The sequence below is a fragment of the Ruminococcus sp. AF17-12 genome (genome assembly GCF_003479245.1).
GTDB lineage: Bacteria > Bacillota > Clostridia > Lachnospirales > Lachnospiraceae > Blautia_A > Blautia_A fusiformis.
In genome coordinates, this window is record NZ_QUGY01000002.1 from 1 (window position 1) to 24,013 (window position 24,013).

Below are 24,013 nucleotides of genomic sequence, written 5' to 3' on the forward strand. Positions count from 1 at the left end.
AAAATGGAATAGCCGTTCCGCAGTAGCGGAACTGGCATTCCGTTTAAGCATAATTTGCAATTAGTCCAAATCTGGCAAGCATGGAGTCTGTCAGAAAGGCTTTTAAAGAGGCAACTGAAAAATATGGATGTGTCGACATACTGGTAAATAATGCAGGGATTTCAGAAAACACCTCATTTATGGATTATACAGAGGAGACTTTTGATAAAGTCATGGATCTAAATGTAAAAGGAGTATTTAATACTACTCGTGTAGCAGCAGAATGTATGGTGGCAAGAGGCAAGGGGGTCATTCTCTCAACTTCTTCCATGGTGAGTATTTCGGGACAGCCAAGTGGGTTTGCTTATCCGGCATCGAAGTTTGCAGTAAACGGATTGACTGTATCATTAGCAAGAGAACTAGGACCTAAAGGTATTCGTGTTAATGCTGTTGCACCTGGAATTACAGAAACTGATATGATGAAGGCCGTGCCAAAGGAAGTTATCGAACCTATGATTGAAAGAATTCCATTGCGTCGTCTTGGACAGCCAGAAGATATTGCCAACGCGTTTGTGTTTCTTGCTTCAGATGAGGCGAGTTACATTACAGGTGTTATATTAAGTGTAGATGGTATGGCAAGAAGTTAAGTTAATGAGGTATGGTGATGTAATCACGGAAAATAAATGAAATTAAGACTATAATAAATCTACAAAAAGAGAAAGATAAGGAGGACTGTAAAATGTCTGCTATTAATATCAATAAAAATAATTTTCAGAACGAAGTACTGAATTCCGATAAACCCGTTCTTTTAGATTTTTGGGCATCTTGGTGTGCGCCTTGCCGTATGGTAGTACCTATTGTAGAGGAGATTGCAAGTGAGCGTAGAGATATTAAAGTTGGAAAGATTAATGTAGATGAAGAGCCTGAACTGGCAAATAAGTTCAGTATTATGAGCATTCCAACTTTAGTGGTTATGAAGAATGGGAAGATTGTACAGCAGGTTTCAGGGGCGAGACCTAAGAATGCGATTTTAGAAATGCTTTAGGGGGGGTGTGCTAATGGGATTTTTTGATCTCTTTAAACAGTCGAATATTAATCAAGGCATAGAAGAATATAAAAGGACTGATGATGCAGTTCTGCTGGATGTACGTACACCGCAGGAATATCAGGAAGGACATATACCAGAAAGTAAAAATGTGCCGTTGCAGCAACTTGACAATATTGCTTCTGTAGCGAAGAATAAGGATATCCCACTGTTTGTATACTGTTATTCCGGTTCACGAAGCCGCCAGGCAACTGGGATACTGCAACGAATGGGATATTCTAAAGTAAATAATATCGGTGGCATTGTAGCTTACTCAGGAAAGGTGGAAAAATAAGATGAAGGTAATAATTGTAGGAGGTGTAGCCGGAGGAGCTACAGCCGCAGCAAGAATACGCAGACTGAATGAACATGCTGAAATTACTGTGTTTGAAAGATCCGGATACATATCCTATGCAAATTGTGGACTTCCATATTATATTGGAGACGTGATCACAGACCCGGAAGAACTTACACTACAGACACCAGAGAGTTTTTTTAAACGCTTCCGTATTAACATGAAAATTCATCATGAAGTTATCTCCATACATCCGGAACGTAAAACGGTTTCAGTGAAAAATTTAGAGAATGGTGAGATATTTGAAGAAAAATATGATAAGCTGATCCTCTCTCCAGGTGCAAAGCCAACACAGCCGAGACTTCCCGGAGTAGGTATTGATAAACTTTTTACACTTCGTACTGTAGAAGACACTTTTCGGATAAAGGAATATATAAATAAGAATCATCCAAAATCGGCTGTATTGGCAGGTGGTGGTTTTATTGGTCTGGAACTGGCAGAAAATTTGAGGGAGCTTGGCATGGATGTTACGATTGTCCAGCGGCCTAAGCAGCTGATGAACCCTTTTGACCCGGATATGGCATCCATGATCCATAATGAAATGAGAAAACATGGGATAAAACTGGTACTGGGCTATACAGTAGAAGGATTTAAAGAAAAAGACACCGGAGTGGAGGTCCTGTTGAAAGATAATCCATCCCTTCAGGCTGATATGGTAGTTCTGGCAATCGGAGTCACACCAGACACAGTATTAGCAAAAGAAGCCGGTCTGGAACTTGGCATCAAGGAAAGTATTGTAGTGAATGACAGAATGGAAACCTCTGTACCGGATATTTATGCTGCAGGTGATGCAGTTCAGGTAAAACATTATGTTACGGGTAATGATGCGCTGATTTCTTTGGCAGGACCAGCCAATAAACAGGGCAGAATCATCGCTGATAATATTTGTGGCGGTGATAGTCGTTACCTGGGCAGTCAGGGAAGCTCCGTTATAAAAGTGTTTGATATGACAGCAGCCACTACAGGTATCAATGAAACCAATGCCAAAAAGTCAGGATTAGAGGTAGATACAGTAATTCTTTCTCCTATGAGTCATGCCGGTTACTATCCTGGTGGAAAAGTGATGACCATGAAGGTGGTTTTTGAAAAAGAGACCTATCGTTTGCTTGGTGCTCAGATTATTGGATATGAAGGAGTTGATAAACGTATTGATGTGCTGGCAACAGCAATTCATGCAGGGCTGAAGGCAACCCAGCTGAAGGATTTGGATCTCGCATATGCACCGCCTTATTCCTCTGCCAAGGATCCTGTAAATATGGCAGGATTCATGATAGACAATATAGCAAAAGGTACCTTAAAACAATGGCATCTGGAAGATATGGATAAGATTTCTAGAGATAAAAGTGTTGTGTTGCTGGATGTGAGAACTGTAGGTGAATTTAACAGGGGGCATATGGATGGATTCAAAAACATTCCTGTAGATGAACTGAGGGAACGTATCAATGAAGTTGAGAAGGGAAAGCCTGTTTACCTGATATGCCAGAGTGGGCTACGCAGTTATATTGCAAGCCGTATTTTGGAAGGAAATGGATATGAAACATACAACTTTTCAGGTGGATTCCGCTTTTATGATGCAGTGGCTAATGACCATGCACTGATTGAAAGATCATATGCATGTGGTATGGATTATTAGAAATAAATAAAATATTTTTATAGTTTGATTGTAATATAAAAAGATCCCCCATTTATTAGAATGACTTCCATAATTCTGATAAATGGAGGATTCTTCTTTATATGTTACAGAAAAACAATTTTATGACCTTTGGAGTGTTTCCAGTCTTTTTGGATCAAGGATTGTGATTTTGCCGCGGGAGAGTTTGACGAGACCCTCGCCTTGAAAGTATCGAAGCATTCGAGTGATAACTTCCCTGTGGGAACCAAGATGATTAGCAATCGTCTCATGAGTGATTTTCAGCTCGTTTGTTCCTTCGATAGAGGTCTCTTCTAAAAGAAATGAAGCAACACGCTTATCCAAACTCTTCCACATGATTTGTTCAATCAGCCACATGACATCAGAAAAACGGGTGGCCATTAACTCATTGGTATAGTTTGCGACGGGAGCAGATTCCTTCATAATGTCCTTATAGATTTCAGCAGGGATGATCCAAAGATCAGTATCTTTTTCTGCTTCAATGGTTACTTCAAATTGAATGGAGCGTATGATACATGAGGCGGATAAAAGACACATATCCATATCGAACAGACGGTAAAGTGTAATCTCCCGTCCTTCATCTGAAAGTATGTAAGTTCGAAGCTGCCCGGATTTAACCAGTAATAATCCAGTACAGTCCAGGTTTCCATTGTGAATGATTGTCCCTTTTTTTACATACTGTGTGATTAAATTGTCTGAAATTATTTTTTTCTGTGTTGTATTTAAGTCATTCCATAGTGGAAAACAATTTTCGAAGTTCATAACCGTTATCTCCTTTACGAACATAGTATACTTGCTTTTTTTAGATGCGTCAATTATGTAACTGGCATATGCCATAAATAGAAATAAAAAGAAGTGTAATAAAGTAAATTATCTTTTCTGTGATATCATCACAGAAGCAAGATCTTTTATGCGATATATTAAGTTCAAATAGGAGAAGGAGTTGAAAAATATGACATCTATAAATATAAATAAAGAAAAGTTTGGACAATTAATTCATAAGGAAAAACCGGTTTTGGTTGATTTCTGGGCACCGTGGTGTGGTTATTGCCGTAGAATTGGAGCGGCTTATGAAAAAATAAGTGAAGAATACAGCGATATTCTTATTGCTGGAAAAGTAAATATTGATGAAGAACCACAGATTGCAGAAGCTGAAAAGATTGAGATAATTCCTACGCTGGTTTTATATCGGGATGGAAAGGCAATAGATTCTATTGTTGCACCTGAATCAAAAATAATGATAGAGAATTTTATTAATGAAGCATTGGAAAAATAAAAGGAGGACTGCTGTATGAATGAAAATCATGTTTACGATATGATTATCGTGGGTGGAGGACCTGGAGGGTATACTTCAGCATTATACGCAGCCAGAGCAGGACTTGATACAATTGTTATAGAAAAATTATCTGCAGGTGGTCAGATGTCATTGACCTGGCAGATTGATAACTATCCTGGTTTTGAAAATGGAATTGACGGATTTTCATTGGCAGAGAAAATGCAAAAACAGGCGGAAAAATTTGGCGCTAAAAGTGAATATGCTGAAGTTTATAATATGGATTTAACAGGAAAGCTTAAGAGAGTAGAAACTAGTTCGGGAATTTATATTGGGAAAACAGTAGTGATTGCTACTGGAGCAAATCCAAGAGAACTTGGTCTTGCTAAAGAAAAAGAATTGATAGGTCATGGGGTTGCTTATTGTGCCTCCTGTGATGGTATGTTTTATAAAGATAAGATCGTGGTGGTTGTTGGTGGTGGAAATTCTGCTGTATCAGATGCTGTTCTTTTAAGTCGAATTGCTAAGAAAGTCATCATTGTTCATCGAAGAGATACATTACGTGCAACGAAAATCTACCATGACCAGCTGATGAAAACTGAAAATATAGAGTTTCGATGGAACAATACAGTAAATGAACTGATTTATGGAGAACGATTGACTGGTGTGCGGTTGAAAGATACAGTTACAGGAGAAGAAAACATTATAGAATGTGACGGCCTGTTTGTGAGTATAGGAAGAAAACCGACAACAGATTTTTTAGATAATCAGATAGAACTGGATAATAAAGGATATATTGTGGCAGGTGAAAACACTGAAACGAGTATTCCGGGTGTTTATGCTGTAGGAGATGTCAGAACAAAGTTACTTCGTCAGATAGTAACAGCAGTGGCAGATGGTGCTATGGCAGTACATATGGCAGAAGAGTATGTGGAGAAATAACAATCAGAATTTAATTGTTTAAGAAATTGTTCTTTGGTTAATGGCATTTTTATGTATCCTCTAGTTTTACTAAAATTCAATATGTATTATGTATATAAATAACAGATAATCAGGTATTATCCTTCAGCTATTTGAAAAAATATATATCTACTGCAACTGTTCCGTAATATCTATAGTTTAAAAATGTACAAGAAGCTCGGTTGTCTTATTTGGGACGATTAAGAGGAAGAAATAAACACTATATAATAAAACAATTACATATGAGATGGAATTTTCTATAAGGACACAGGAATCTGGCAGTTCTTAGTGTTACCAAATCCTTCTGTCGTACAGGCTTCATAAAAGGAACTAATATGCGACACTATTGCAATCGAGGTAATATTGACATAGAATTCCATGTATTATAGAATGGTATCTGTAAAAAGAAGGCATGAAGAAAGCAGCTTTAAACGGGCTGCTTTTTTTGTGTCTTCTTTTGTCTTTCCTGAGTACCGGAGGAGTTTTCTGGATGGAGCAGAGAAGACAAAAAATAAATAAGAACAGGAGGAAATATATGGAGGATACCAAAAAAACAGTTTTGGCGGGAAACGGGGAAAAAGATGTTCCGCGTGCAGTCTACGATGGTGTTTTGACAATCGATGTAGACGCGCAGGTTGAAAGCATGGAGGAACAGGAAGAAGCCAGATGGCATCAGCTTTTGAATGCACATCGTACCAGAAAGATTCTGACGGGCCAGCTCGGGGGCATTGAAAAACTGGAGAGTGGATGGATGGTTGCTGTTACATACTTTAATGGCTTCCGGATTATTATCCCAATGAATGAAATGATGATCAACCTTCAGGGAGACGGGCGTGAAAACGCGGATACCTTAAACCGTCAGGTCCGTATTGCTAACAACATGCTCGGCTGTGATATTGATTTCATCATCAAAGATCTGGATAACAAGAGCCGGAGCGTTGTAGCATCCAGAAAAGATGCAATGCTTAAAAAGAGACAGACTTTTTACCTTGGGGAAGATACAGAAAAACCAATGCTCTATGAAGGCAGGATCGTAGAAGCAAGGGTGATCGCGGTAGCTCCCAAAGCAGTCCGCCTGGAAGTCTTTGGTGTAGAAGTATCTGTCCGGGCCAGAGACATGGCCTGGGAGTGGATGGTAGATGCCGGAGAAAAATTCCAGGTAGGTGATCTGGTGCTAGTCATGGTCAATAAGGTGGAAGCAAGCTCTGTTGACCAGATCATTATAGAAGTGGATGCAAAGAGTCCGACAGCCAATATCAATAAAGATAACCTCCGGAAATGCCATAAACAGGGAAAATATACAGGGATCATTACGGAAGTCTATAAGGGAACCTATTTTATCCGCCTTGATATCGGAGTCAATGCCGTGGCACATTCCTGCAATATGTCCGCACTTCCGGGAAAGAAAGATAAGATCGGATTTGTGGTGACCCGCATCAACGACAACTATGAAGTGGCAGAAGGCATTATCACAAGGCTTATCAAAAGAGCTTCCTGAAAATGTTTTTATGATTTTCAAAGAATTCTGTTGACACAGAAAAAGGGATTTCTTTAACATCGGAGATAAAGATGGAAAGGAGTGACGTCAGATGGCAAAAAAGAAGAGAAAACAGATGCGGGAAACCTTGTACTGTCCATATTGCAAAAGACCCGGGGTACTTAGGCCTGCAGCCTATGTCTATGGGGATAACAACCTGGATCCGGAGAAATACCTGTATGTATGCAGCGGCTATCCTTCCTGTGATTCATACATTGGGGCACACAAAAAAAGTATGCGTCCCATGGGAACCATGGCTGACAGCAATCTGCGTAATAAGCGGATCGAAGCACACAGAGCTTTGGATGCAATCTGGAAAAATGGTTATATGACCAAACATAGCACGTATATCTGGCTTCAGAACCGTTTGAATCTCCGGGAAAAGGACACACATATCGGGAAATTTTCTTATTACCTGTGTGAACAGACCATCCGGGAATGTACAGACTATATAAAAAGCCGAGAGGAAAAAAAGAAATCCCCGGATAAAATAAGCGTGGCATGACGGAAAGGATGGATGCCCTTGAGACTACAGGCGACAGAAGATGATGTATATCATCTGATGGACCTTAAAGAACAGTATTTTATTATGACAGCAATATGCAGTGTGGCAGAGGGAATCAGCGCATACTTTTTCATATACCAGAAAAGATGCTGGGATCTTGTATATTTGTGTACTGCACTGACGCTTGCGATAATCCTGCTTCTTCGTCAGGCCATAAAAATCAGCCGGAGGATCATGGAGGCAGAAAACTGTTATATGGCACTTGAAGAGGACAGCCTGGCAGTCTGCCAGCCGGAAAAAAACGGAAAATATGAGTCCTGCAGGATCTTTTACGATGAGATGGATAAGATCGTAGAAGGAACCAGACGGGGAATTCCGGAATTTTATATCGTGATCCGAAAAGAAGGGAAAGAACAGAAAAGCTTTTTCCTTTTGGATGAAGAAGAACAGGAACGGGATGTTTTCTGTGTACGATCCTTTGGCTTTGACAATCAGGGATTTATGGAGTTTTATCGGAAACTCAGGTGGATCGTACCGGGAAGAACAAGGATTATCGGGACCAAAACACAGGAAGTATGGAAACTGCGGCGGCCGAATATCGGAATCTGTACGGCAGCAGGCATGCTTTTGGGGTATGTACTTCCAAAACTCCTGGAAATGATGTATGGGTAACAAGTTATATGAAAGAAAACAGATCAGAAGCAGAGATTAGAAAGAGTGAAAATGACAAGGAGGAAATGTCATGAGATGGTATACAGCAATCGGAATGAAAAAAGATGATGCAGATGGAAGGTTTTGTGTCTGGGTAGATGGGGAAGAAAAAGTACTTACAGAAATGGAAACTATTTTGTGGGCTGCGCTCACCTGGTCTTTCTGTGAAGAGGATAAGGTCCACTCCCAGATGCATCGTCTTCTTGTATTTAGTCTTGGAGAAAAACAGGCACAGGAATGGGCGGACAAAGAGGATTTTCAGTTTTGCCTGAACCGTCTGGTAAAGCGGGGCCTGGTTGTGCTGACAGAAGGATGTACCAGAGAGGAAGCTGTATACAGCATTATCAGCCGGTCAGTCATGGCTCCCATGGCCTTTTCACGGACAGAACGCATGAAGCATTTTATGGAAGCCCTTTCCATGGGAAAAGGACTGAAGTTTTCACTGAGGGCTTTTAAAAAGCCGCTGCTTACAGAAGAGGAATACCAGCTACTTTCCTATCTTCAAAGAGAAGGGGATGTTTCCTGCCACCTGAAATGTTTAAAAGAAGAGGCAAAAAGCAGGGAACCCAATTTAACAGATTCCCTCCAGGAACAGATACAACGGGAATTTATAAGCCGTGTAGCGCAGCTTTACTATAAGAAACAGCTTGTGATCGACAACATAAGAAGGGAGGACTGCCTTGAAGCAAACGGAACATCCGTATTGGCACAGGCTGTATAGATGCTTGGAAGATTTTGGAACACGTTATCAGAATATACCGGATTTTTTTAAGGACAGGATCCAGCGATATGGTATCCTGTCTCTTTTTATCCTGCTTTTCGGATCATTTATGGGAACATGGATGAAAGACAAAACTTTTATTTTCTGGTCTTTCCTGCTTGGGATTATCGGGTTTATAAGAACATATCTTATTTTCTGCACCGCGGATAAAAAGACCTATGAAATCGTGGAAGGGCTGGTAACCGGGATAGACGGGAAAAATCCCTTTGCAAGATTACGGAAGATCCGGGTAAGTGATCCGGCCGGCCGGCAGAGTGAACTTTTGCTGGATAAAAACGTAAAAGTTTTGGAGGGAAAACGTTACCGGTTTTATTTTGGCATAAATGAAAAGAAGCTGGTAGGAATCCGCCGGGTGGATGCAGCACTCAATAACGGGACTTTTTTGGGAAACGAAGAAATATAAGAGGAAGAGATCCATTTTATAGCAGGGAGGGGAGCACCAGGCATGGTTCGATTCCATGCTGCCCTGTTTCCGCAAAAGACTATTGCGGGAAATACAGCAAAGGAGAGAAGGATATGTCAGAAACACTACAGGGAACCGTGAAATGGTTCAGCGCACAGAAAGGATACGGCTTTATCACCGGTGAAGACGGGATTGATTATTTCGCCCACTTTTCAGAGATCCAGATGGATGGATACCGGAAATTAAGCGGTGGCCAGCCGGTCCTTTTTGAAGCAGGGACGGATGCCAACGGGCGAAGCCTTGCCAAAAATATTTCCACGGCGGATCCAAACGCTGAGTAAGACGTTTTCATAGTGCATGTACAGATTACCTATTCCCCTCAGATACATGCACTTATGCAGACGGATGAAACAGACAGGCGGTATCATGCCGCCTGTCACAACATGTAGCAGAATAATAAAGACAACTCACGCAATAACACAATATATAGTTAAAATTAATTGACAACCACAAAATGTTGTGGTAGTCTTTAAATGAAAAATAATTTAACAGTCTATAAAAGACTGTGGTTATTCTTTAGTTCCGGACATTCCGGAAGAAACACTTTGGGGCGGTCTTGCCCTTAATGAGAAAAATGGATATGCAAAATATAAGGAAGATGCAAGAAGGAAAGAAGATTCTTTTTGTGTCTTTTTTTATTGCATAAAAAGCAGAAAGGAGGAGCACGAATGAAACTGTCAGTTAAGGAAACTGCAAAAAGAAATACCTTAAGAACATCAAAAAAAGAAAACACATTGTAAAATCAGGAGGGTCGATTATGGAGACAATTAAATGGGAAAACGCAAATGCACTGGAAATTGGAATGCTTATGGAGATGGCAGAAGACGGCTATGTATTTTGCATCGAAGATGGAAAGATACAGGCTGTTGAAGTCCGGATTTTCAGCTAGCATGGAAAGGCGGACATTATGTATTATAAAGATGACTTTTATAAGGAGTTCCGGACAGAAAAGGAACTGTGCGAGTATCTGGAAGAGATAGACAGCCGGGCAGAATGGATCCGGATCACCAGTAAGAAATTAAAGGTGGCAGCTGCAGGAGAGGAAACCTGTACAGAGGTTCAGGGCATTTCCCTGGAAGCACTGGAAAAAGATACCTTATCTCATTCCAGGCTGGTTCTTATCCTGCCCGAGAGGATCTGTTATATAGGAAATTCAGCAATCAAATCGTTGAAAGGACGGGCCAGGATTGATGGCAAAGCCCTGGCAGATGTCGATAAGAAAACACTGGCAGAGATCTTGAATAAATGCCTGAAGGTTGCAAGAGGAAGAGCACTGATCCGTTTCTGTGAAGGAAAAATAAGGGCAGTCCTGTCTGGTGATGAAAAAGATTATGCCATCATATCCATGCCGGATATGTACATGGTTACCTCGGCATATATCCATGGGGACTATGAGAAGGCAACGTTTTTAAACGGCTATGCAGATCATTATTCTGTTACGGCGTCCTGGCAGCTGGAAGATACGAAACTTACAGATGTTTATAAGGAACTGATGCAGAATTATGGAAGAAAGACTGATAAGGACATAAAAGCAGTTGTACGGATCACTACGTCAGACGTCGGTGTGTCCGGAGCGAATATTTTTTATTCCCTGCAGGAGCCGACAAGAAATGTGATCCTTGGCAATGCCCTGAAGGTTACGCACAAAAACTGTAAAGGAATGGAAGATTTCACGGAAAACATAGAGTCGATCTTTGATTACTACCGGGAAGTCTTAAAAGGGGTCATGCGGCTGTGTGATATCTGGATCGAGCATCCGGCAAATGCCATGGCAGGGATCATGAAGCAGGCGGGATTTGGAAAAAAACTGCTTGCAGAAACCGTGGAGCAGTTTAAGGCTACTACTGGGACTGAGCCATGCAGCGCATACGAAATCTACTGCGGGATCTGTGAATCCATTACCATTGCAAGGCAGGAAAAGACGAATGAGAGAGGCCTTTTAGCTCTGGAAGAAAAAATTGCCGGCTGTGTGTCAAAACGCTGGCATGAATATGATATTCCTGGCACTGTAAAATACTAACAGGATTTAAAAGAATGGAGACAGCATGGACTGTCTTTTTTTGATGGGAGGAAAACATGAAGGTTACGAATGGAAAAGATGTGGCAAGGCTGCTGGTAGATGAATACTTGAACTGCCATCCCACCGGACACAAAAAATTTATGGAGTCCATGGCAAAAGAGCAGCAGGAAATAAAAGACAATTACACTTATCTTGGGTTTGCCTGGCTAAAAGGTCTTTCAGAGGTCAGATATTACGACCTTCGAAACGAAGCATCGAAACTGATGGCCGATGATCTGTGCCTGCATGTAAAGGAACAGCCAGAGAGGGTGCGCCTGGTGTATGACGGCGCAGAGGAAATGGAGATCAATCCTTCAGATGAAGAGCAGATGGCAAAAATGTTTACCTGCTACCTGCTTGCAGGAAGTATGGACGGATATGGGGAATTTGTGGATTATGCCCTTGATACCCACCGGACACTGCAGCAGAACCTGACACGTTTTTTTGTGGAATGGTTTGCAAAAGCAGAAAAAGGCTCTGCATTTTTAAAACGGGCAAAGATGGTGTATTCCAGGTATTCCCTGCCATATATCTAAATTACGGAGGTATGTGATGGATAGAAAACTTCCGGACTGGTTAAAAGAGAGCAGGGAGGCAGAAAAACTGATCGCATGGCTGAAATCGCCGGATTGTGAAGTAAAAGAATTTTCCGGACAGCTGTTTATAAAGGCAAGATATGGAAACTGTTTCTTTTTCTTTGACTGTTTAAAGGAAAACAGAAAAACAGACCGGAACTGGTGTGCCGTGATCCACATGCCGGAGTATTCCCTTTATGAAGCAGAAGATCTTTTTCTGAAGCCGATCGGGATACCGGATGATTTTGGTTTTCCTGTGCGTGAGGATCTGATCCCGAAACTGGAAACACAGATAAGCCGCATTGGAAAGAAACTTATCCGGGAACAATGGGATGAACTTTTGTTAAAAGGCGGGTATGCAGCTGCACAGATGATCCCGGAGATCAGCAGGGTTTATATCCAGCTAAATGCAGACCGTTTTATTAAAAAAGGAAAGCGGCCGGAGGATCTGATCTATCAGCCGCAGTTTCATTTTGCGGATATGAAGTGGGAATTTTCTGACTGGATGTTTTTGGAATATTTAAGCAACCCACAGCGGGCAGCAGAGCTTTTCGCCCAGAAGTGGCTGCTTGAAAAACTTCCGGAGATCTCAAAAAAGAAGATCTGTATCGGATGTATCCGGGAGGAAATGGAAGAAATGTTAAAAAAGACTGGGACAGGGCCGGAGGTAAGCCTTCCGCGTTCTGCTTAGTATAAAAAATGAAAAAATCAGGAGGAAACGAATAATATGGGTAAATACAATTACATGAATCTGAACCAGAAGATGATCAGGATTAGAAAAAAGGTGCCGAAGCTGATCCGCAAACGGTACAGTGAGGACGTTACTTATGATTTTGTAAAACTGGATGATATTTATGAATGCCTGACACCGGCCCTTAATAAATACGGGGTCGATTTTGACATCTTAAGTGAAAGGCCGACACAGATGGACGAACAGGGCAATTCCGTGTTTTTAAAGGAAATGGGAGCGCTCTGGAGATATGAGGCTGACCTGGAGCTGTGCTGGACCAATGCAGACCGTCCGGGAGACAAGGTACGGAGCTTTTTGCATGTCATTGGAACCAATGAAGCACCGGATAAAGCAAAAGGTGCGGCATGGACGTATGGCCTGAAGTATTATTTCTTAAATAAATTCAACATCATGCAGGCATCTGGAATAGACGATCCGGACATGCGTGGGACGGAAAAAGAAGAAATGCCGAAGCAGGAAGCTTCCGTAAAACCGGAAAAACCGGAAAAGAAACAGGAAAAGGCAGAAAGAAAAGAAACCGCAGCAAAGCAGGAGCAAACGGAACCGGTCAGGGAAAAGAAAACGGACCGTAAAAAACTGCGTGATGGAAATGCCATATCAGAAAGTCCTGTAAAAGTGGAATATGCAGTGACGGATACAGAAGAAAACCTTCCTGGACAGATGACTTTTGGAATGGAAGAAAGTGAAAGCGGACTGGAAGAATTTTCCGATGAAGAAACCAAAGCGGAAGATCCGGTTCAGACCGAGGAAATCTCCGTAGATGAGGAAATTACTGCCGAGACGGATGCAGACGGTTTCCGTGCAGTAAAAAAAACGGATGAAGTTCCATTTGATGAAGATGATGAGATTTCTTTTGATGCAGAAGAAGAGGAAGAAACACCAGAAGAGACTGCAGAGGAAGTGTTGGAGGATATGGCTCACGAAGAGGATGCAGAGGATGAAGTGAAATGGGCAGAAAAGGTTATCTGCAATTTTGGTGTCTATGCCGGAACCCCTCTTGGGGAAATGATGCAGGATGCCAGAGGTTACCAGACGATCAAATGGCTGGTACAGCGTTACAAAGGCCAGAATCAGGAAATACAGAAAGCTGCGAAGATTCTTTTGGATCATGAAAAGGAAATGCAAAAAGCAGCCTGAAAACAGAGAAATAGTTTGAGATGGCTCCGGGAACGGGGCCATCTTTTATGAAAAGGAGGAAGGCATGTATGCCAGAGAATCGTTTACGATCGCAGAAGTAGCAGATCTTTTGTCAATCCGAAGACTGAGTGATTCTTACCAGGACGAATTTCCGGTGGAATGTCCTTTTTGCGGGGATTTAAGAGGAAAATGCAGTTTTTGCATCCGCAAAAATGGAGAACTGAAGAATGTTTACCATTGCTATCATTGCGGGGCAGCCGGAAACATGCTGACACTGTATGCGGAACTATCCGGCATTTACGGGAGAAACCGGTATAAAGAAGCCTACCGGGAGATAAAGCAGGCACTTTCTTTTTCTGGAAAGGATAAAAGACAGCAGTCCACGACACAAAATGGGTTCGCTTCTATCGTTTCTAAAAAGAAACGCATTTCCCTTACGGAAGAGGAATGGGATTACCGGGACCATGTATATAAGGAAATGCTCACTTTTCTTAAGCTTAAGGAAACACACCGGAGGAACCTTCTCCTGCGTGGGCTGACGTTAAATGAGGTCAGACAGATGGAAGAACGAGGTTTTTTAAGTACGGATGAGGAGAATTCCGTGACCATTGCCAGAAAGCTCTTAAAAAAGGGATTTCGCCTGGATGGGGTTCCTGGATTTTTCATCAACCGGGATGGTGACTGGGAAGCTGCTTTTTATAGGAAGAATAACGGGTATCTTTGCCCGGTCCGGGATGGGAAGGAACGGATCATAGGATTCCAGATCCGGCTGGATGTTCCTTTAAAAGAACGGAAGTACCTCTGGTTTACCAGCAGCGGCTTAGAAAAAGGCACATCAAGCGGCAGCCCGGCAGGAATGTTTGGGAAAATAAAGGATGGCACGGTTTACGTAACGGAAGGGATCTTAAAGGCAGAGATCGCATGGATGTGTACAGGAAATCCTTATATCGGAGTCCCTGGAGTTTCCAATCATAAAGGACTGGAAACTGTCTTGCGAAAACTGAAAGAGCAGGGGTTAAAAAGAGTTTACGAATGTTACGACATGGATAAAATGATGGAATTGTCCTGTAAGCACGATGAAAAAAGTGCGTGCCGGCAATGTGAACATGGAATTTATCTGTATCATGGAGAATGCCCCAGAAAGCGCAGAAAGCGGGACATGATCCGAAAAGGCTGTATAAAACTATATGAGATCTGTGAGGAACTGAATGTATCCTGCAAAAGAGTCACCTGGGATACCGATGCATCCGGTACCTGGATGGAACACTACAAAGGCGTGGATGACTGGATCCTTCAAAAAGAGGAAAAAGGACACAGGAAGACGGCATAAAATGTTTGGTCAGATAAAAGGGAAACTGGAATTTTTTTCAGTTTCCTTTTTATCTGGCTGAAAAAGCCGGAAGAAAGGAGAAAGCGATGCAGATAAGAGACGGACCAAAAGAAAACTGCAGGGAAAAAAGCGATCATGAAAGGAGAACGTGCACTTGGAAAAAAACTGGAAGAAAAGATGGATGGCGGGTGCGATGGCTTTTGCTCTGTGCTGCACTACGCTCTTGCAGACGGGAGCTTCTGCAGTATCCGCCGCTGAGGTGGGAGGCGTTTCCGCACAGAGCGAGACGCAGATCGAGGTACAGACAGAAACACAGACAGAAACGCAGACGGAGAAAAGCGAGGAGGAACTGATCGAGGAAACCGTTGCTGATCCGGAACTTGCGCTTATGGTTACCGAAGGGGAAGCCTTTGATATCCAGAATGATTTTACAGGACTGAAACTCTCTGACGGAGACCATGTGGAACTGAAAAAAGCAGCAATGGAAGACGGGACTGTATTTGATTATAACCATGCGGGGACCTATAAATGCGTATATCTTGTTACGCCCGCATCCGGGGAAGCCTATCTGGTTGCCAGAAACATCACGGTGACACCAAGGGAAGCAGAAACAGACGGATCCAATGGCGGCCAGGAACAGGAAAGCGGCGATGACGAACCGGAGGCAGACCCCGTCCTCCCGACCATAAGCCCGGAAGATGCCCCGGAAACTCAGGAAGAGCCGGAAGAAACGGAGGAACCAGAAGAAGAGGAAGCAGAAGGATTTTCCGATGAGGAAACAGAGGATGGAAGCCATCAGGTTGACATTGTACAGGGAAATGAATTCAATATTGAACTGGACCACGAGGACGGACGTTACCAGACGGGGGAGACGGTCAACTTTTCCGGTGATATCCCGCAGGGAAGCCTGATCGCAGTGGGAACAAGTCTTGTCGAAGCAAACCAGACAGAGAATACCGAAGATCTTCTGTATGCAGAAGTAAGCTACGATGAGGGAACAAATTCCTTCAGCTTTGAGATGCCGGAAGATGATGTTGCATTAAGTGTGCTATATGACCAGGCTGAGGGCGGTATTAGTACCGTGGCAGCTTCCGATGGAGACTTGTGGGATGATTCAACAGACATTGAAGCTAATACCTATTACTATTATTCAGATGGAAAACTGCATCCTTTTGATTCTGTTATGGGACAGGGCGGAAATGATTCCTATAAGTATATCCGTTACAAAGCAGGCGGAAAGACTTATACCGTCTATGCATACTGCATGCAGCACAGTAAACAGTCCCCGCCAAGTGGAACGACTTATAAAAATATGGTCGAACTGGATGAAGGCGGCGATGACCGTTATTTAAGGAAGGCCATGTTTTACGGATATGGCGGTCCCGGATGGGGCGGCACATTCAACGGCTATAATATCAAATCCATCATGGAAAAATACGGCTGTTCCTCCGAGACCCGTGCAATGCAGCATTATCTGGTCGATTATTTATATGACGGGGAATCCGGATTTGGCGGCTCCCTTTCGACAACTGCCAAAAACATGTTAAAAGAGATCAAGGCAGCCCTTGCAAAGATGCCGGATCCAACGACCATGGAACTGACACCAGGGCTCAGTGCTTCTGCAAATGGAAACCAGAGCCCGACCTTTACATGGAAGGCAAATGCAGCTTTTGTGATCACGGTCCATCTGGAAAACGGGGTCTCCCTTGTAAATGAGACGACAGGGAAAACCGGGACCGGAAATGTGAGCGTAAAGGGCGGTGAAAAATTCCATCTGGAAGCAACCACCCAGAATATTGGAAGCCTGAAAGGAAAATATGCGATCACATCCAACTATCCGCTTAATTTCCATGCCATGCTCTTAAAGCTGGCGAACAGCCAGGATATCGGATTTGGATATTATACAGATACACTGGAGCTGAACCTGGAGGTAGACTGGCCGGATGAAGCAACGGTCAAGATCATCAAAAAAGATAAGGGAAGCAACGCGCTCCTTGCAGGTGCCGTTTACGGCATCTATGCAGATGAAGCCTGCACGAAACTTATCAAAAAAATGCCGGCAACAAATGCAAAAGGGGAATCCGAAGTAAAGATCACCAAAACACAGGATACCGTTTACCTTCGTGAGATTTCAGGCCCGTCCGGATACGTGCTGGATACGAAAGCCTATGGGGTAAAGCTGGTCGTAGGGCAGACCGCTTCCAAGAACTTAACGGATAAAGAGCAAAAGGGTGCACTCACCATTTATAAAGAAGGAGAAGTGCTTACCGGAGCGACCGTCACGGAAAATGGTGTGACATTTACCTACGAAAAACGGAAATTGAAAGGAGCCGTTTACAGTGTTTATGCAGGTGCAGATATCAAGGCGGCAGATGGCACCCTCATCTATAAAAAAGGTGCACTTGTCAAGGATAATCTGGTTACCGGAGATGACGGAAGCGTTACGTTAAAAGACCTCTATCTTGGCACCTACACAGTAACCGAGACGAAGGCTCCGGATAATTATGTATGTAAAGGAGAGTCCAAGACTATTGAGCTTGTGTATGCAGGCCAGACCGTAGAAGTGCAGACTGGCAGTGCAACATTTTTAAATGAACGCCAGAAGGCAGCAGTCCGTGTGGAAAAACAGGACGAAGAGACCAAAAATCCGCTTTCCGGAGGTATTTACGGGCTGTATGCAGCAGAAGATATCAAAGTTGATGGTAAGACCGTTGTTCCCAAAGGAACACTGATTGAAAAAGCAACGACCGGAGCCGATGGAAAAGCTTCTTATAAAGCGGAACTTCCGATCAATTACAGCTACAGCATCCGGGAGATCCAGGCACCGGAACTTTACCTTAGAAACAGTGAGGATACTTACACCTTCACTTTTAAGTTTACCAATGATAAGGAAGAAAAGGTAAACTTTAGCCATACCTTTACAAATAAGCGTGTAAATGCAACGATCGACCTGGTAAAAGAAGACAGCGAGACAGGAAACAGCGCACAGGGAGATGCAGTATTTGAAGGAGCCATTTACGGGCTCTATGCAAGAGAAGACATTAACCATCCGGATGGCAGGAGCGGAGTCCTTTATAAAAAGGACGAGCAGGTAGCTACCCTGACGACCGATAAAGAGGGAAAAGCAAGCGTAAGCAATCTGTATCTTGGAAAGTATTATTTGAAGGAGATCACGCCTCCAGTAGGTTATCTTCTGGACGAAGAGGAGCATGATGTAAACTGTGACTACGAAGGAGACCAGGTAGAGACGGTAAAACGAAATACCGTTTCCAAAGAAGACGTGATCAAACAGCCCTTCCAGCTGATCAAAGCAGCGGATAATGATAAGACCGATGCGGATCTTTTAAAAGGTGCCGGATTCTCTGCTTATCTGATCAGCAGCCTGACTGTAAAAGACGATGGAAGCTATGACTTTACAAATGCGACCCCGATCGTTCTTACGGAAGACGGAAAAACAGAAATGTTTACCGATGAACGCGGCTATGCGTGCAGCATCCCGATCCCTTATGGACGCTACATTGTCCGTGAGACTACAACACCGCATAATTTTATGCCGGTAGATGATTTTATCGTAACCGTAACTGAGAACAGCACCACACCGCAGGTGTGGAGAGTCCTTTTGGACGATGAGTTCAAAGCAAAGCTTAAGATCGTGAAACAGGATGACGAGACCAAACTGCCGGTCCTCCTTGCCAATACAGAATTCAAAGTGTACGACCTGGATGCGAAAAAGTATGTGGAACAGGTAACGACCTATCCAAATACGGTTGTCCATAAATCCTATTTTACGGACGAAAATGGTTACCTGATCCTTCCGGAATCCTTAAAATGTGGAAATTACAGGATCGAGGAAGTGAGCGCGCCGGATGGCTACACCCAGAATACCCAGTATGTGGAGATCAAAGTTGACAAAAATACAGCTTATCAGATGGATTCTGTCAGCGGGGATGCCATCATTACCGTGACCTATGAAAACCATCCGGTCAAGGGCAAACTGGTGATCCATAAATCCGGTGAAACCTTAAAATCCTTTAAAAAGGATTTTGTATACGAAGAAACTTCCCTGGAAGGGGCAGAATTTGAAATCTACGCAGCAGAAGATATTTTCACACCGGATCATCAGGTGGACGAGCAGGGAAACCGTCACGTGATCTATGCAAAGGATACCCTGGTAAAAACAGTGACCACCGATAAGAATGGAGAAGCTGTGATCAAAGACCTTCCGCTTGGAAAATACCGTGTGAAAGAAACAAAAACACCGGCCGGATTTGTCTTAAATCCAGACAGTCAGGAAGTATCCTTTATCTATAAGGATCAGAACACACCGGAGATCGAAGAAAAACTGGAATTTTCCAATGAACGCCAGAAAGTAGAGCTAAGTGTGGAAAAACAGGATGCCGAGACCGGAAAGGCTTTAAAAGGTGCAACCTTTGGATTATACAATAAAGAAGCAATTTCTTCCGGCGACAAGGTGATCGTAAAAGCAGATACACTGCTTCAGGAGATCACAAGCAACGAAAAAGGTAAGGCAGCGTTTACGCTGGATCTTCCGCTTGGCAGATACTATGTGAAAGAACTGCAGGCGCCGGCGGGTTATGTATCTTCCGATGAGATCCTGGAATTTGATGCCACATACCAGGGCCAGGACGTAAAAACGATCAAATTAAAATCCGTGAAGAAAAACCAGCCGACAACGGTAGAAGTAACAAAAGCAGATATCACGACCGGAACAGAACTTGACGGGGCTTCCATGAGTGTACTGGATAAGGATGGCAACGTGATCGATTCCTGGACATCCGTAAAAGATTCCCCACATGTGATCAAGCGACTTCAGGTTGGAAAAACTTACATTCTGCGTGAAGAGCTTGCACCATATGGCTACTTACGTGCAACAGACGTAGAGTTTACGATCTCTGATACTGCAGAAGTACAGAAAGTCAAAATGGAAGATGAAGTCCCGGTAGCAAGACTTCTGGTAAACAAGAAAGGGGAATTCTTAGACAGCGTATCCCTTCTTGACAATGCAAAAGGCATGATCGAGCACCTGTTCAACTATGTGACTGGAAACCTGACTGATGTAACCTTCAATGTTTACGCGGCAGAAGCCATCCGTGCAGCAGACGGGGTAAGTGCAGATTATTATGCGGCAGATGAACTGGTCGGCTCCATTACAACAGATGGAAATGGCATCGCCCAGATGGATAACCTCCCGCTTGGACGCTATTACATCGTGGAAAAAGAGACCTCACATGGCTACGTTCTGGATAATGAACCAAGATATGTGGATCTTACATACCGTGACCAGGATACACCTCTGGTTACTTATAGTGCCGACTGGCAGAATGCGCGCCAGAGGGTACAGGTGGAAGTCCTGAAAAAAGAAAAGGACAGTGACAAAGTACTTTCCGGGGCAATCTTTGGCCTCTATGCAGCAGACGACATCGTATCTTCTAAAGGAAAAGTACTCCTTGCGAAAGACACCCTGATCGAACTGAAGACCACAGATGAGGATGGAAAGATCCAGTTTGTTGCAGATCTCCCGGTTGATAGCAGGTACTACATTAAGGAACTTGCCGCCCCGGATGGCTATGTGACAGATCAGGAACCGCAGGAATTCACTTTTGAGTACCAGGGCAGTGGAACCAGTGTTGCAGAGTATGCGTTCACCTTTGAAGATGAGCAGACTACGGTAGAACTTTCCAAAGCAGACCTAACGGACAAAAAAGAACTTCCGGGAGCATCCTTAAAGGTAACAGATGAGGATGGGAATACGGTGGATGAATGGGTATCCAAAGAGGAAGCACATATCATCAAGGGTCTTATCGTAGGAAAGAAATACAAGATGACAGAAACAAAGCCGGCAGATGGTTATGTGACTGCGGAAAGTATTGAATTTACCGTCGAAAACACAAAAGAAGTACAGAAACACCAGATGCTTGATGATGTGACCAAAGTGGAAATCAGCAAGAAAGACATTGCGGATTCCAGTGAGGTACCGGGAGCAAAACTGATCATCCTAGATAAAGATGGAAAGAAAGTTGAAAGCTGGACGTCCACGGATAAACCGCATATGGTCGAAAAACTTCCGGTAGGCAAATATACCCTTCGTGAAGAGCAGGCCCCGGATGGATACCTCATTGCGGAAGATGTGAAATTTACGGTAAAAGATACTGGAAAAGTCCAGAAAGTCAAAATGAAGGACGCACATCCGTATGGAAAACTGGTCATCAAAAAGACCGATTCCACCAGTAAGGCAGCCCTTCCAGGAGCAGAATTTGAACTGCGTGAAAAGGAAAACGGAAAAGTCGTAGAAAAACTGGTAACGGATAAGACCGGAACAGCGACAAGCGGCAAGATTCCGATTGCTACTTATAAAAATGGAAAAGTAGAGAAAACCGTGGAATATATCCTGGTAGAGACCAAAGCACCAAATGGTTATGAATTAAGCAACAAAAAAGAAGAGATCCGCTTTGAATACAAAGACGGAAAAACCAAAGTGATCGAGATCGTAAAAGAGATCAAAAACACCAAATCCCCTTCCGGCAGCACACCGACAGGAAACAGCCCGAAAACAGGGGACAGCACCAACATCTGGCTTCCGATCCTTCTGGCAGTCCTTTCTGCCTGCGGCATTGGCGGCGTGATCTGGTATAAGAAGAAAAAAGGAAATTAAGGAATACGGTTCAGGGCTGCTCGATTTACCGGCAGCCCTTTTTCCAGGAAGAATAATCGGAGGTTTGTATGAGACACATAAAAGAAATCATGATCGTGGCAGTCTGCCTGATGGTACTCAGCTTTTGCGTATGTACCGGTCTTGGCATTTACTTTATGTACCGGGAAGGTGTGCAGGAATATGAAGACCTGCGTACATACGTCAAGGAAACAGATGAGGATGACCACACAGAAGGAACAGACGGAAGCGATGGGAAACAGACCGTGGTTGATTTTAGAGCATTAAAAAAGATCAATCCGGATATCGTTGCATGGATCCGGATCCCGGATACCAGCATTGATTACCCGGTAGTCCAGGGAAATGATGACTCCTATTACCTGACACATACTTTTAAAAAGGCAGAACATGTGGCAGGGGCCATTTTCCTGGATTCCGATAACAATGCCGATTTTTCTGATGACAAGAACATCATTTATGGCCACAATATGAAAGATGGCAGCATGTTCCACGGACTCCGGAATTTCCTTGACGATGAATTCTTAAAAGAACACCATATCCTCTATCTGTATCTTCCGGATGAAGGGGTATGGATCTTTGTGATCGTAAAATGCGAGTATACAGCGGCAGATGGAGATGCTTTCTTACTTGGAACGCAGGAGGAAGTTCCAACGCTTCTGCTTTCTACCTGTGGAACAGATGCCTCCAAACGTCTGGCCGTATGGTGTGAAAGGCAGGAAGAGAAAGGTGGGCAGATAGGATATTCTGACGAGGAAGCAGAAGTACAGGAAGCCGGAGATGATCTTGCTTTCTTAGATGGGGAGTTTGTGGAAAACGAAACCCATGATTTTATTTAAAAGTTTGCAGAAATTTAATGGATAATTTCTAAAAAATATAACATTTTAATTTTCAGGTCTTTCTGGATGGACAGGAACAATAATAGTCTATCCGGGAGGACCTTTTTTTTATTGCAAGAATGGCGTAAAATGGCACTTTTGATGGAAATACGATTGCAGAAAAATGAAAAAAGAAATATTAGTTCTGACTATCATGTCCAGTATGCCGCAAATCATTTGGAGAAGGCGAAGGACGTGTTTATGAAAGCGATGAAGATCCTCTGGATTTATATAGCCCAGTGGAAGGAAAAATAGAAATTAAACTGAGATGATAAAAAAATATAGAAAAAAGAATTGACAATTGTATTCTACAGTTGTAGAATACAATTAACTTCTACAGATGTAGAAAATAAAATTCTAGGAGAATCCACGATGAAGACAAAATTTATGACACTTATGACGGTAGCAACACTTGGGATTTTTTCAGCTGCAACGGTTATGGCAGCAGGAAATAACGATTTCTATACACAGCCGCCGGCTGGATCTGAATGGGAAAAAGCAGATACGGAAGGTACCTATGCAAGCTATACGAACGGAAATGATTATGTAAATATCTATAAATATTCACTGGAGGATGTCAAAACAGGGATTGCCAAATGCAATGACACATACGATGCCTGCTATCAGACAATTTATTCAGAGGGAAACAGCCTGTATATGGCAGTGGGATATGCAAAAGATGCAGATGACATCAGTGACGTCAGAAAATTTGTAGAATATATTTCGTATCCTGGAAATCCTTCACTTACCAGACAGGAGAATGAAAACCAGACCGATGATTCTTCTGATGATTCTGATAAGGCAACTACAGATACTGCCAGTCAGAAGTCAGGAGGAGATTCAGATTCCTCCGATACAGAAGAAAATGCTTCTGCAAAATCCTCGGACAGCAATGATGATTCCGATATCCTTTCTACCTCACCAATGACATTAGTTGACAGTGATGGAAATACCATTGAGATTAATTACATTCTTCACAAAGATTATTCTTGTGAATATCGTGGAGATGATGGAATGAACTATACCGATAATGGGGATGAGACTTATACCGACGAAAATGGAAATACCTACTCATCTCTGAATGATGATACTCATCATCTGGGACATACGTTGGAACAGCATGACCTTCAGGATGCAAACGGTAATACTGTGACGGTTACGGAAACTACAAATGGTGATTATTATTTCCAGGACGAAAATGGTACAGGATTTACGGACAATGGAGACGGGACATGGAGTGATGAAAATGGCAGCAGTTATACAGAAATAGACTGATAGTGGTCAGTAGCTGCAGGA

At 42.9% G+C, this 24,013-nt stretch carries 22 protein-coding genes; 21 read left to right on the forward strand and 1 reads right to left on the reverse strand.

The genetic code is table 11. From position 1 onward, the window contains the following. The first annotated feature begins 59 nt into the window (after nucleotides 1-59). The 4 genes from DWW77_RS02075 (at nucleotide 60) to DWW77_RS02090 (ending at nucleotide 3,051) form a co-directional block, all read left to right on the forward strand. A complete protein-coding gene (locus tag DWW77_RS02075) occupies nucleotides 60-626 on the forward strand; it encodes an SDR family NAD(P)-dependent oxidoreductase (RefSeq protein WP_502696221.1) in 567 nt (188 codons plus the stop codon). Between the two features lie 92 nt (nucleotides 627-718). Next, nucleotides 719-1,024 carry a thioredoxin gene (gene trxA / locus DWW77_RS02080; RefSeq protein ID WP_005421612.1) on the forward strand — a complete coding sequence of 102 codons (306 nt, stop codon included), beginning with the start codon at nucleotides 719-721 and terminating at the stop codon, nucleotides 1,022-1,024. Nucleotides 1,025-1,037: 13 nt separating this feature from the next. After that, nucleotides 1,038-1,358, forward strand: coding sequence for a rhodanese-like domain-containing protein (locus DWW77_RS02085; protein WP_015524982.1), 321 nt, complete (start codon nucleotides 1,038-1,040; stop codon nucleotides 1,356-1,358). Nucleotide 1,359: 1 nt separating this feature from the next. Continuing rightward, nucleotides 1,360-3,051, forward strand: a complete 1,692-nt coding sequence (locus tag DWW77_RS02090) for an FAD-dependent oxidoreductase (protein ID WP_059085769.1) — start codon at nucleotides 1,360-1,362, stop codon at nucleotides 3,049-3,051. A gap of 120 nt (nucleotides 3,052-3,171) precedes the next feature. Here the strand turns inward: DWW77_RS02090 and DWW77_RS02095 are convergent, their stop codons facing one another. Next, nucleotides 3,172-3,906 (reverse strand): Crp/Fnr family transcriptional regulator, encoded by a 735-nt coding sequence (locus DWW77_RS02095; RefSeq protein ID WP_353615810.1) that lies wholly within the window; start codon nucleotides 3,904-3,906, stop codon nucleotides 3,172-3,174. Nucleotides 3,907-4,021: 115 nt separating this feature from the next. On the opposite strand from DWW77_RS02095, the gene DWW77_RS02100 reads away from it, so the two are divergent. The 17 genes from DWW77_RS02100 to DWW77_RS02180 all read left to right on the forward strand — a co-directional run bounded on the left by DWW77_RS02100 (nucleotide 4,022) and on the right by DWW77_RS02180 (nucleotide 23,992). Continuing rightward, nucleotides 4,022-4,345: a thioredoxin family protein gene (locus tag DWW77_RS02100; protein ID WP_005330449.1), complete on the forward strand. Its 324-nt coding sequence runs from the start codon at nucleotides 4,022-4,024 to the stop codon at nucleotides 4,343-4,345. Between the two features lie 15 nt (nucleotides 4,346-4,360). Continuing rightward, nucleotides 4,361-5,284 (forward strand): thioredoxin-disulfide reductase, encoded by a 924-nt coding sequence (gene trxB, locus DWW77_RS02105; protein ID WP_059085771.1) that lies wholly within the window; start codon nucleotides 4,361-4,363, stop codon nucleotides 5,282-5,284. A 553-nt stretch (nucleotides 5,285-5,837) separates the two neighbouring features. Beyond that, nucleotides 5,838-6,800 (forward strand): S1 RNA-binding domain-containing protein, encoded by a 963-nt coding sequence (locus DWW77_RS02110; RefSeq protein ID WP_110925766.1) that lies wholly within the window; start codon nucleotides 5,838-5,840, stop codon nucleotides 6,798-6,800. A 91-nt stretch (nucleotides 6,801-6,891) separates the two neighbouring features. Next, complete coding sequence (locus DWW77_RS02115; RefSeq protein WP_059085772.1) at nucleotides 6,892-7,344, forward strand: zinc-finger-containing protein; 453 nt, start codon at nucleotides 6,892-6,894, stop codon at nucleotides 7,342-7,344. A gap of 18 nt (nucleotides 7,345-7,362) precedes the next feature. After that, a complete protein-coding gene (locus tag DWW77_RS02120) occupies nucleotides 7,363-8,016 on the forward strand; it encodes a hypothetical protein (protein ID WP_114001686.1) in 654 nt (217 codons plus the stop codon). 70 nt (nucleotides 8,017-8,086) lie between these two features. Next, nucleotides 8,087-8,776, forward strand: a complete 690-nt coding sequence (locus tag DWW77_RS02125; protein ID WP_114001685.1) for a hypothetical protein — start codon at nucleotides 8,087-8,089, stop codon at nucleotides 8,774-8,776. A gap of 4 nt (nucleotides 8,777-8,780) precedes the next feature. Beyond that, a complete protein-coding gene (locus DWW77_RS02130) occupies nucleotides 8,781-9,239 on the forward strand; it encodes a hypothetical protein (protein WP_114001684.1) in 459 nt (152 codons plus the stop codon). A 113-nt stretch (nucleotides 9,240-9,352) separates the two neighbouring features. Then, on the forward strand, nucleotides 9,353-9,580 hold the full coding sequence (locus DWW77_RS02135) for a cold-shock protein (RefSeq protein WP_114001683.1): 228 nt from the start codon (nucleotides 9,353-9,355) through the stop codon (nucleotides 9,578-9,580). 476 nt (nucleotides 9,581-10,056) lie between these two features. Then, nucleotides 10,057-10,188, forward strand: coding sequence for a hypothetical protein (locus tag DWW77_RS18230; RefSeq protein ID WP_005423021.1), 132 nt, complete (start codon nucleotides 10,057-10,059; stop codon nucleotides 10,186-10,188). An 18-nt stretch (nucleotides 10,189-10,206) separates the two neighbouring features. After that, entirely contained in the window at nucleotides 10,207-11,319 is a 1,113-nt protein-coding gene (locus DWW77_RS02140; protein ID WP_114001682.1) for a hypothetical protein, read from the forward strand. A 56-nt stretch (nucleotides 11,320-11,375) separates the two neighbouring features. Then, nucleotides 11,376-11,894, forward strand: coding sequence for a hypothetical protein (locus DWW77_RS02145; RefSeq protein ID WP_114001681.1), 519 nt, complete (start codon nucleotides 11,376-11,378; stop codon nucleotides 11,892-11,894). 16 nt (nucleotides 11,895-11,910) lie between these two features. Next, nucleotides 11,911-12,624 carry a hypothetical protein gene (locus DWW77_RS02150; protein ID WP_110103107.1) on the forward strand — a complete coding sequence of 238 codons (714 nt, stop codon included), beginning with the start codon at nucleotides 11,911-11,913 and terminating at the stop codon, nucleotides 12,622-12,624. A gap of 36 nt (nucleotides 12,625-12,660) precedes the next feature. Further along, entirely contained in the window at nucleotides 12,661-13,821 is a 1,161-nt protein-coding gene (locus DWW77_RS02155; protein WP_114001680.1) for an ERF family protein, read from the forward strand. A 64-nt stretch (nucleotides 13,822-13,885) separates the two neighbouring features. Further along, on the forward strand, nucleotides 13,886-15,151 hold the full coding sequence (locus tag DWW77_RS02160; protein ID WP_114001679.1) for a DNA primase: 1,266 nt from the start codon (nucleotides 13,886-13,888) through the stop codon (nucleotides 15,149-15,151). A 154-nt stretch (nucleotides 15,152-15,305) separates the two neighbouring features. Continuing rightward, nucleotides 15,306-21,824: a SpaA isopeptide-forming pilin-related protein gene (locus tag DWW77_RS02165; protein ID WP_265190690.1), complete on the forward strand. Its 6,519-nt coding sequence runs from the start codon at nucleotides 15,306-15,308 to the stop codon at nucleotides 21,822-21,824. Between the two features lie 68 nt (nucleotides 21,825-21,892). Then, a complete protein-coding gene (srtB, locus tag DWW77_RS02170; RefSeq protein ID WP_114001678.1) occupies nucleotides 21,893-22,678 on the forward strand; it encodes a class B sortase in 786 nt (261 codons plus the stop codon). Nucleotides 22,679-23,089: 411 nt separating this feature from the next. Further along, nucleotides 23,090-23,992, forward strand: coding sequence for a hypothetical protein (locus DWW77_RS02180; RefSeq protein WP_114001677.1), 903 nt, complete (start codon nucleotides 23,090-23,092; stop codon nucleotides 23,990-23,992). The last annotated feature ends 21 nt before the right edge of the window (nucleotides 23,993-24,013 follow it).

What these genes read in the sequence shown, in the direction of transcription:
- trxA (WP_005421612.1), top strand. Translation starts at nt 719, where the DNA reads ATGTCTGCTATTAATATCAATAAAAATAATTTTCAGAACGAAGTACTG.
- DWW77_RS02085 (WP_015524982.1), top strand. Translation starts at nt 1,038, where the DNA reads ATGGGATTTTTTGATCTCTTTAAACAGTCGAATATTAATCAAGGCATA.
- DWW77_RS02090 (WP_059085769.1), top strand. Translation starts at nt 1,360, where the DNA reads ATGAAGGTAATAATTGTAGGAGGTGTAGCCGGAGGAGCTACAGCCGCA.
- DWW77_RS02095 (WP_353615810.1), bottom strand. Translation starts at nt 3,906, where the DNA reads ATGGCATATGCCAGTTACATAATTGACGCATCTAAAAAAAGCAAGTAT.
- DWW77_RS02100 (WP_005330449.1), top strand. Translation starts at nt 4,022, where the DNA reads ATGACATCTATAAATATAAATAAAGAAAAGTTTGGACAATTAATTCAT.
- trxB (WP_059085771.1), top strand. Translation starts at nt 4,361, where the DNA reads ATGAATGAAAATCATGTTTACGATATGATTATCGTGGGTGGAGGACCT.
- DWW77_RS02110 (WP_110925766.1), top strand. Translation starts at nt 5,838, where the DNA reads ATGGAGGATACCAAAAAAACAGTTTTGGCGGGAAACGGGGAAAAAGAT.
- DWW77_RS02115 (WP_059085772.1), top strand. Translation starts at nt 6,892, where the DNA reads ATGGCAAAAAAGAAGAGAAAACAGATGCGGGAAACCTTGTACTGTCCA.
- DWW77_RS02125 (WP_114001685.1), top strand. Translation starts at nt 8,087, where the DNA reads ATGAGATGGTATACAGCAATCGGAATGAAAAAAGATGATGCAGATGGA.
- DWW77_RS02135 (WP_114001683.1), top strand. Translation starts at nt 9,353, where the DNA reads ATGTCAGAAACACTACAGGGAACCGTGAAATGGTTCAGCGCACAGAAA.
- DWW77_RS18230 (WP_005423021.1), top strand. Translation starts at nt 10,057, where the DNA reads ATGGAGACAATTAAATGGGAAAACGCAAATGCACTGGAAATTGGAATG.
- DWW77_RS02140 (WP_114001682.1), top strand. Translation starts at nt 10,207, where the DNA reads ATGTATTATAAAGATGACTTTTATAAGGAGTTCCGGACAGAAAAGGAA.
- DWW77_RS02145 (WP_114001681.1), top strand. Translation starts at nt 11,376, where the DNA reads ATGAAGGTTACGAATGGAAAAGATGTGGCAAGGCTGCTGGTAGATGAA.
- DWW77_RS02150 (WP_110103107.1), top strand. Translation starts at nt 11,911, where the DNA reads ATGGATAGAAAACTTCCGGACTGGTTAAAAGAGAGCAGGGAGGCAGAA.
- DWW77_RS02155 (WP_114001680.1), top strand. Translation starts at nt 12,661, where the DNA reads ATGGGTAAATACAATTACATGAATCTGAACCAGAAGATGATCAGGATT.
- DWW77_RS02160 (WP_114001679.1), top strand. Translation starts at nt 13,886, where the DNA reads ATGTATGCCAGAGAATCGTTTACGATCGCAGAAGTAGCAGATCTTTTG.
- srtB (WP_114001678.1), top strand. Translation starts at nt 21,893, where the DNA reads ATGAGACACATAAAAGAAATCATGATCGTGGCAGTCTGCCTGATGGTA.
- DWW77_RS02180 (WP_114001677.1), top strand. Translation starts at nt 23,090, where the DNA reads ATGAAGACAAAATTTATGACACTTATGACGGTAGCAACACTTGGGATT.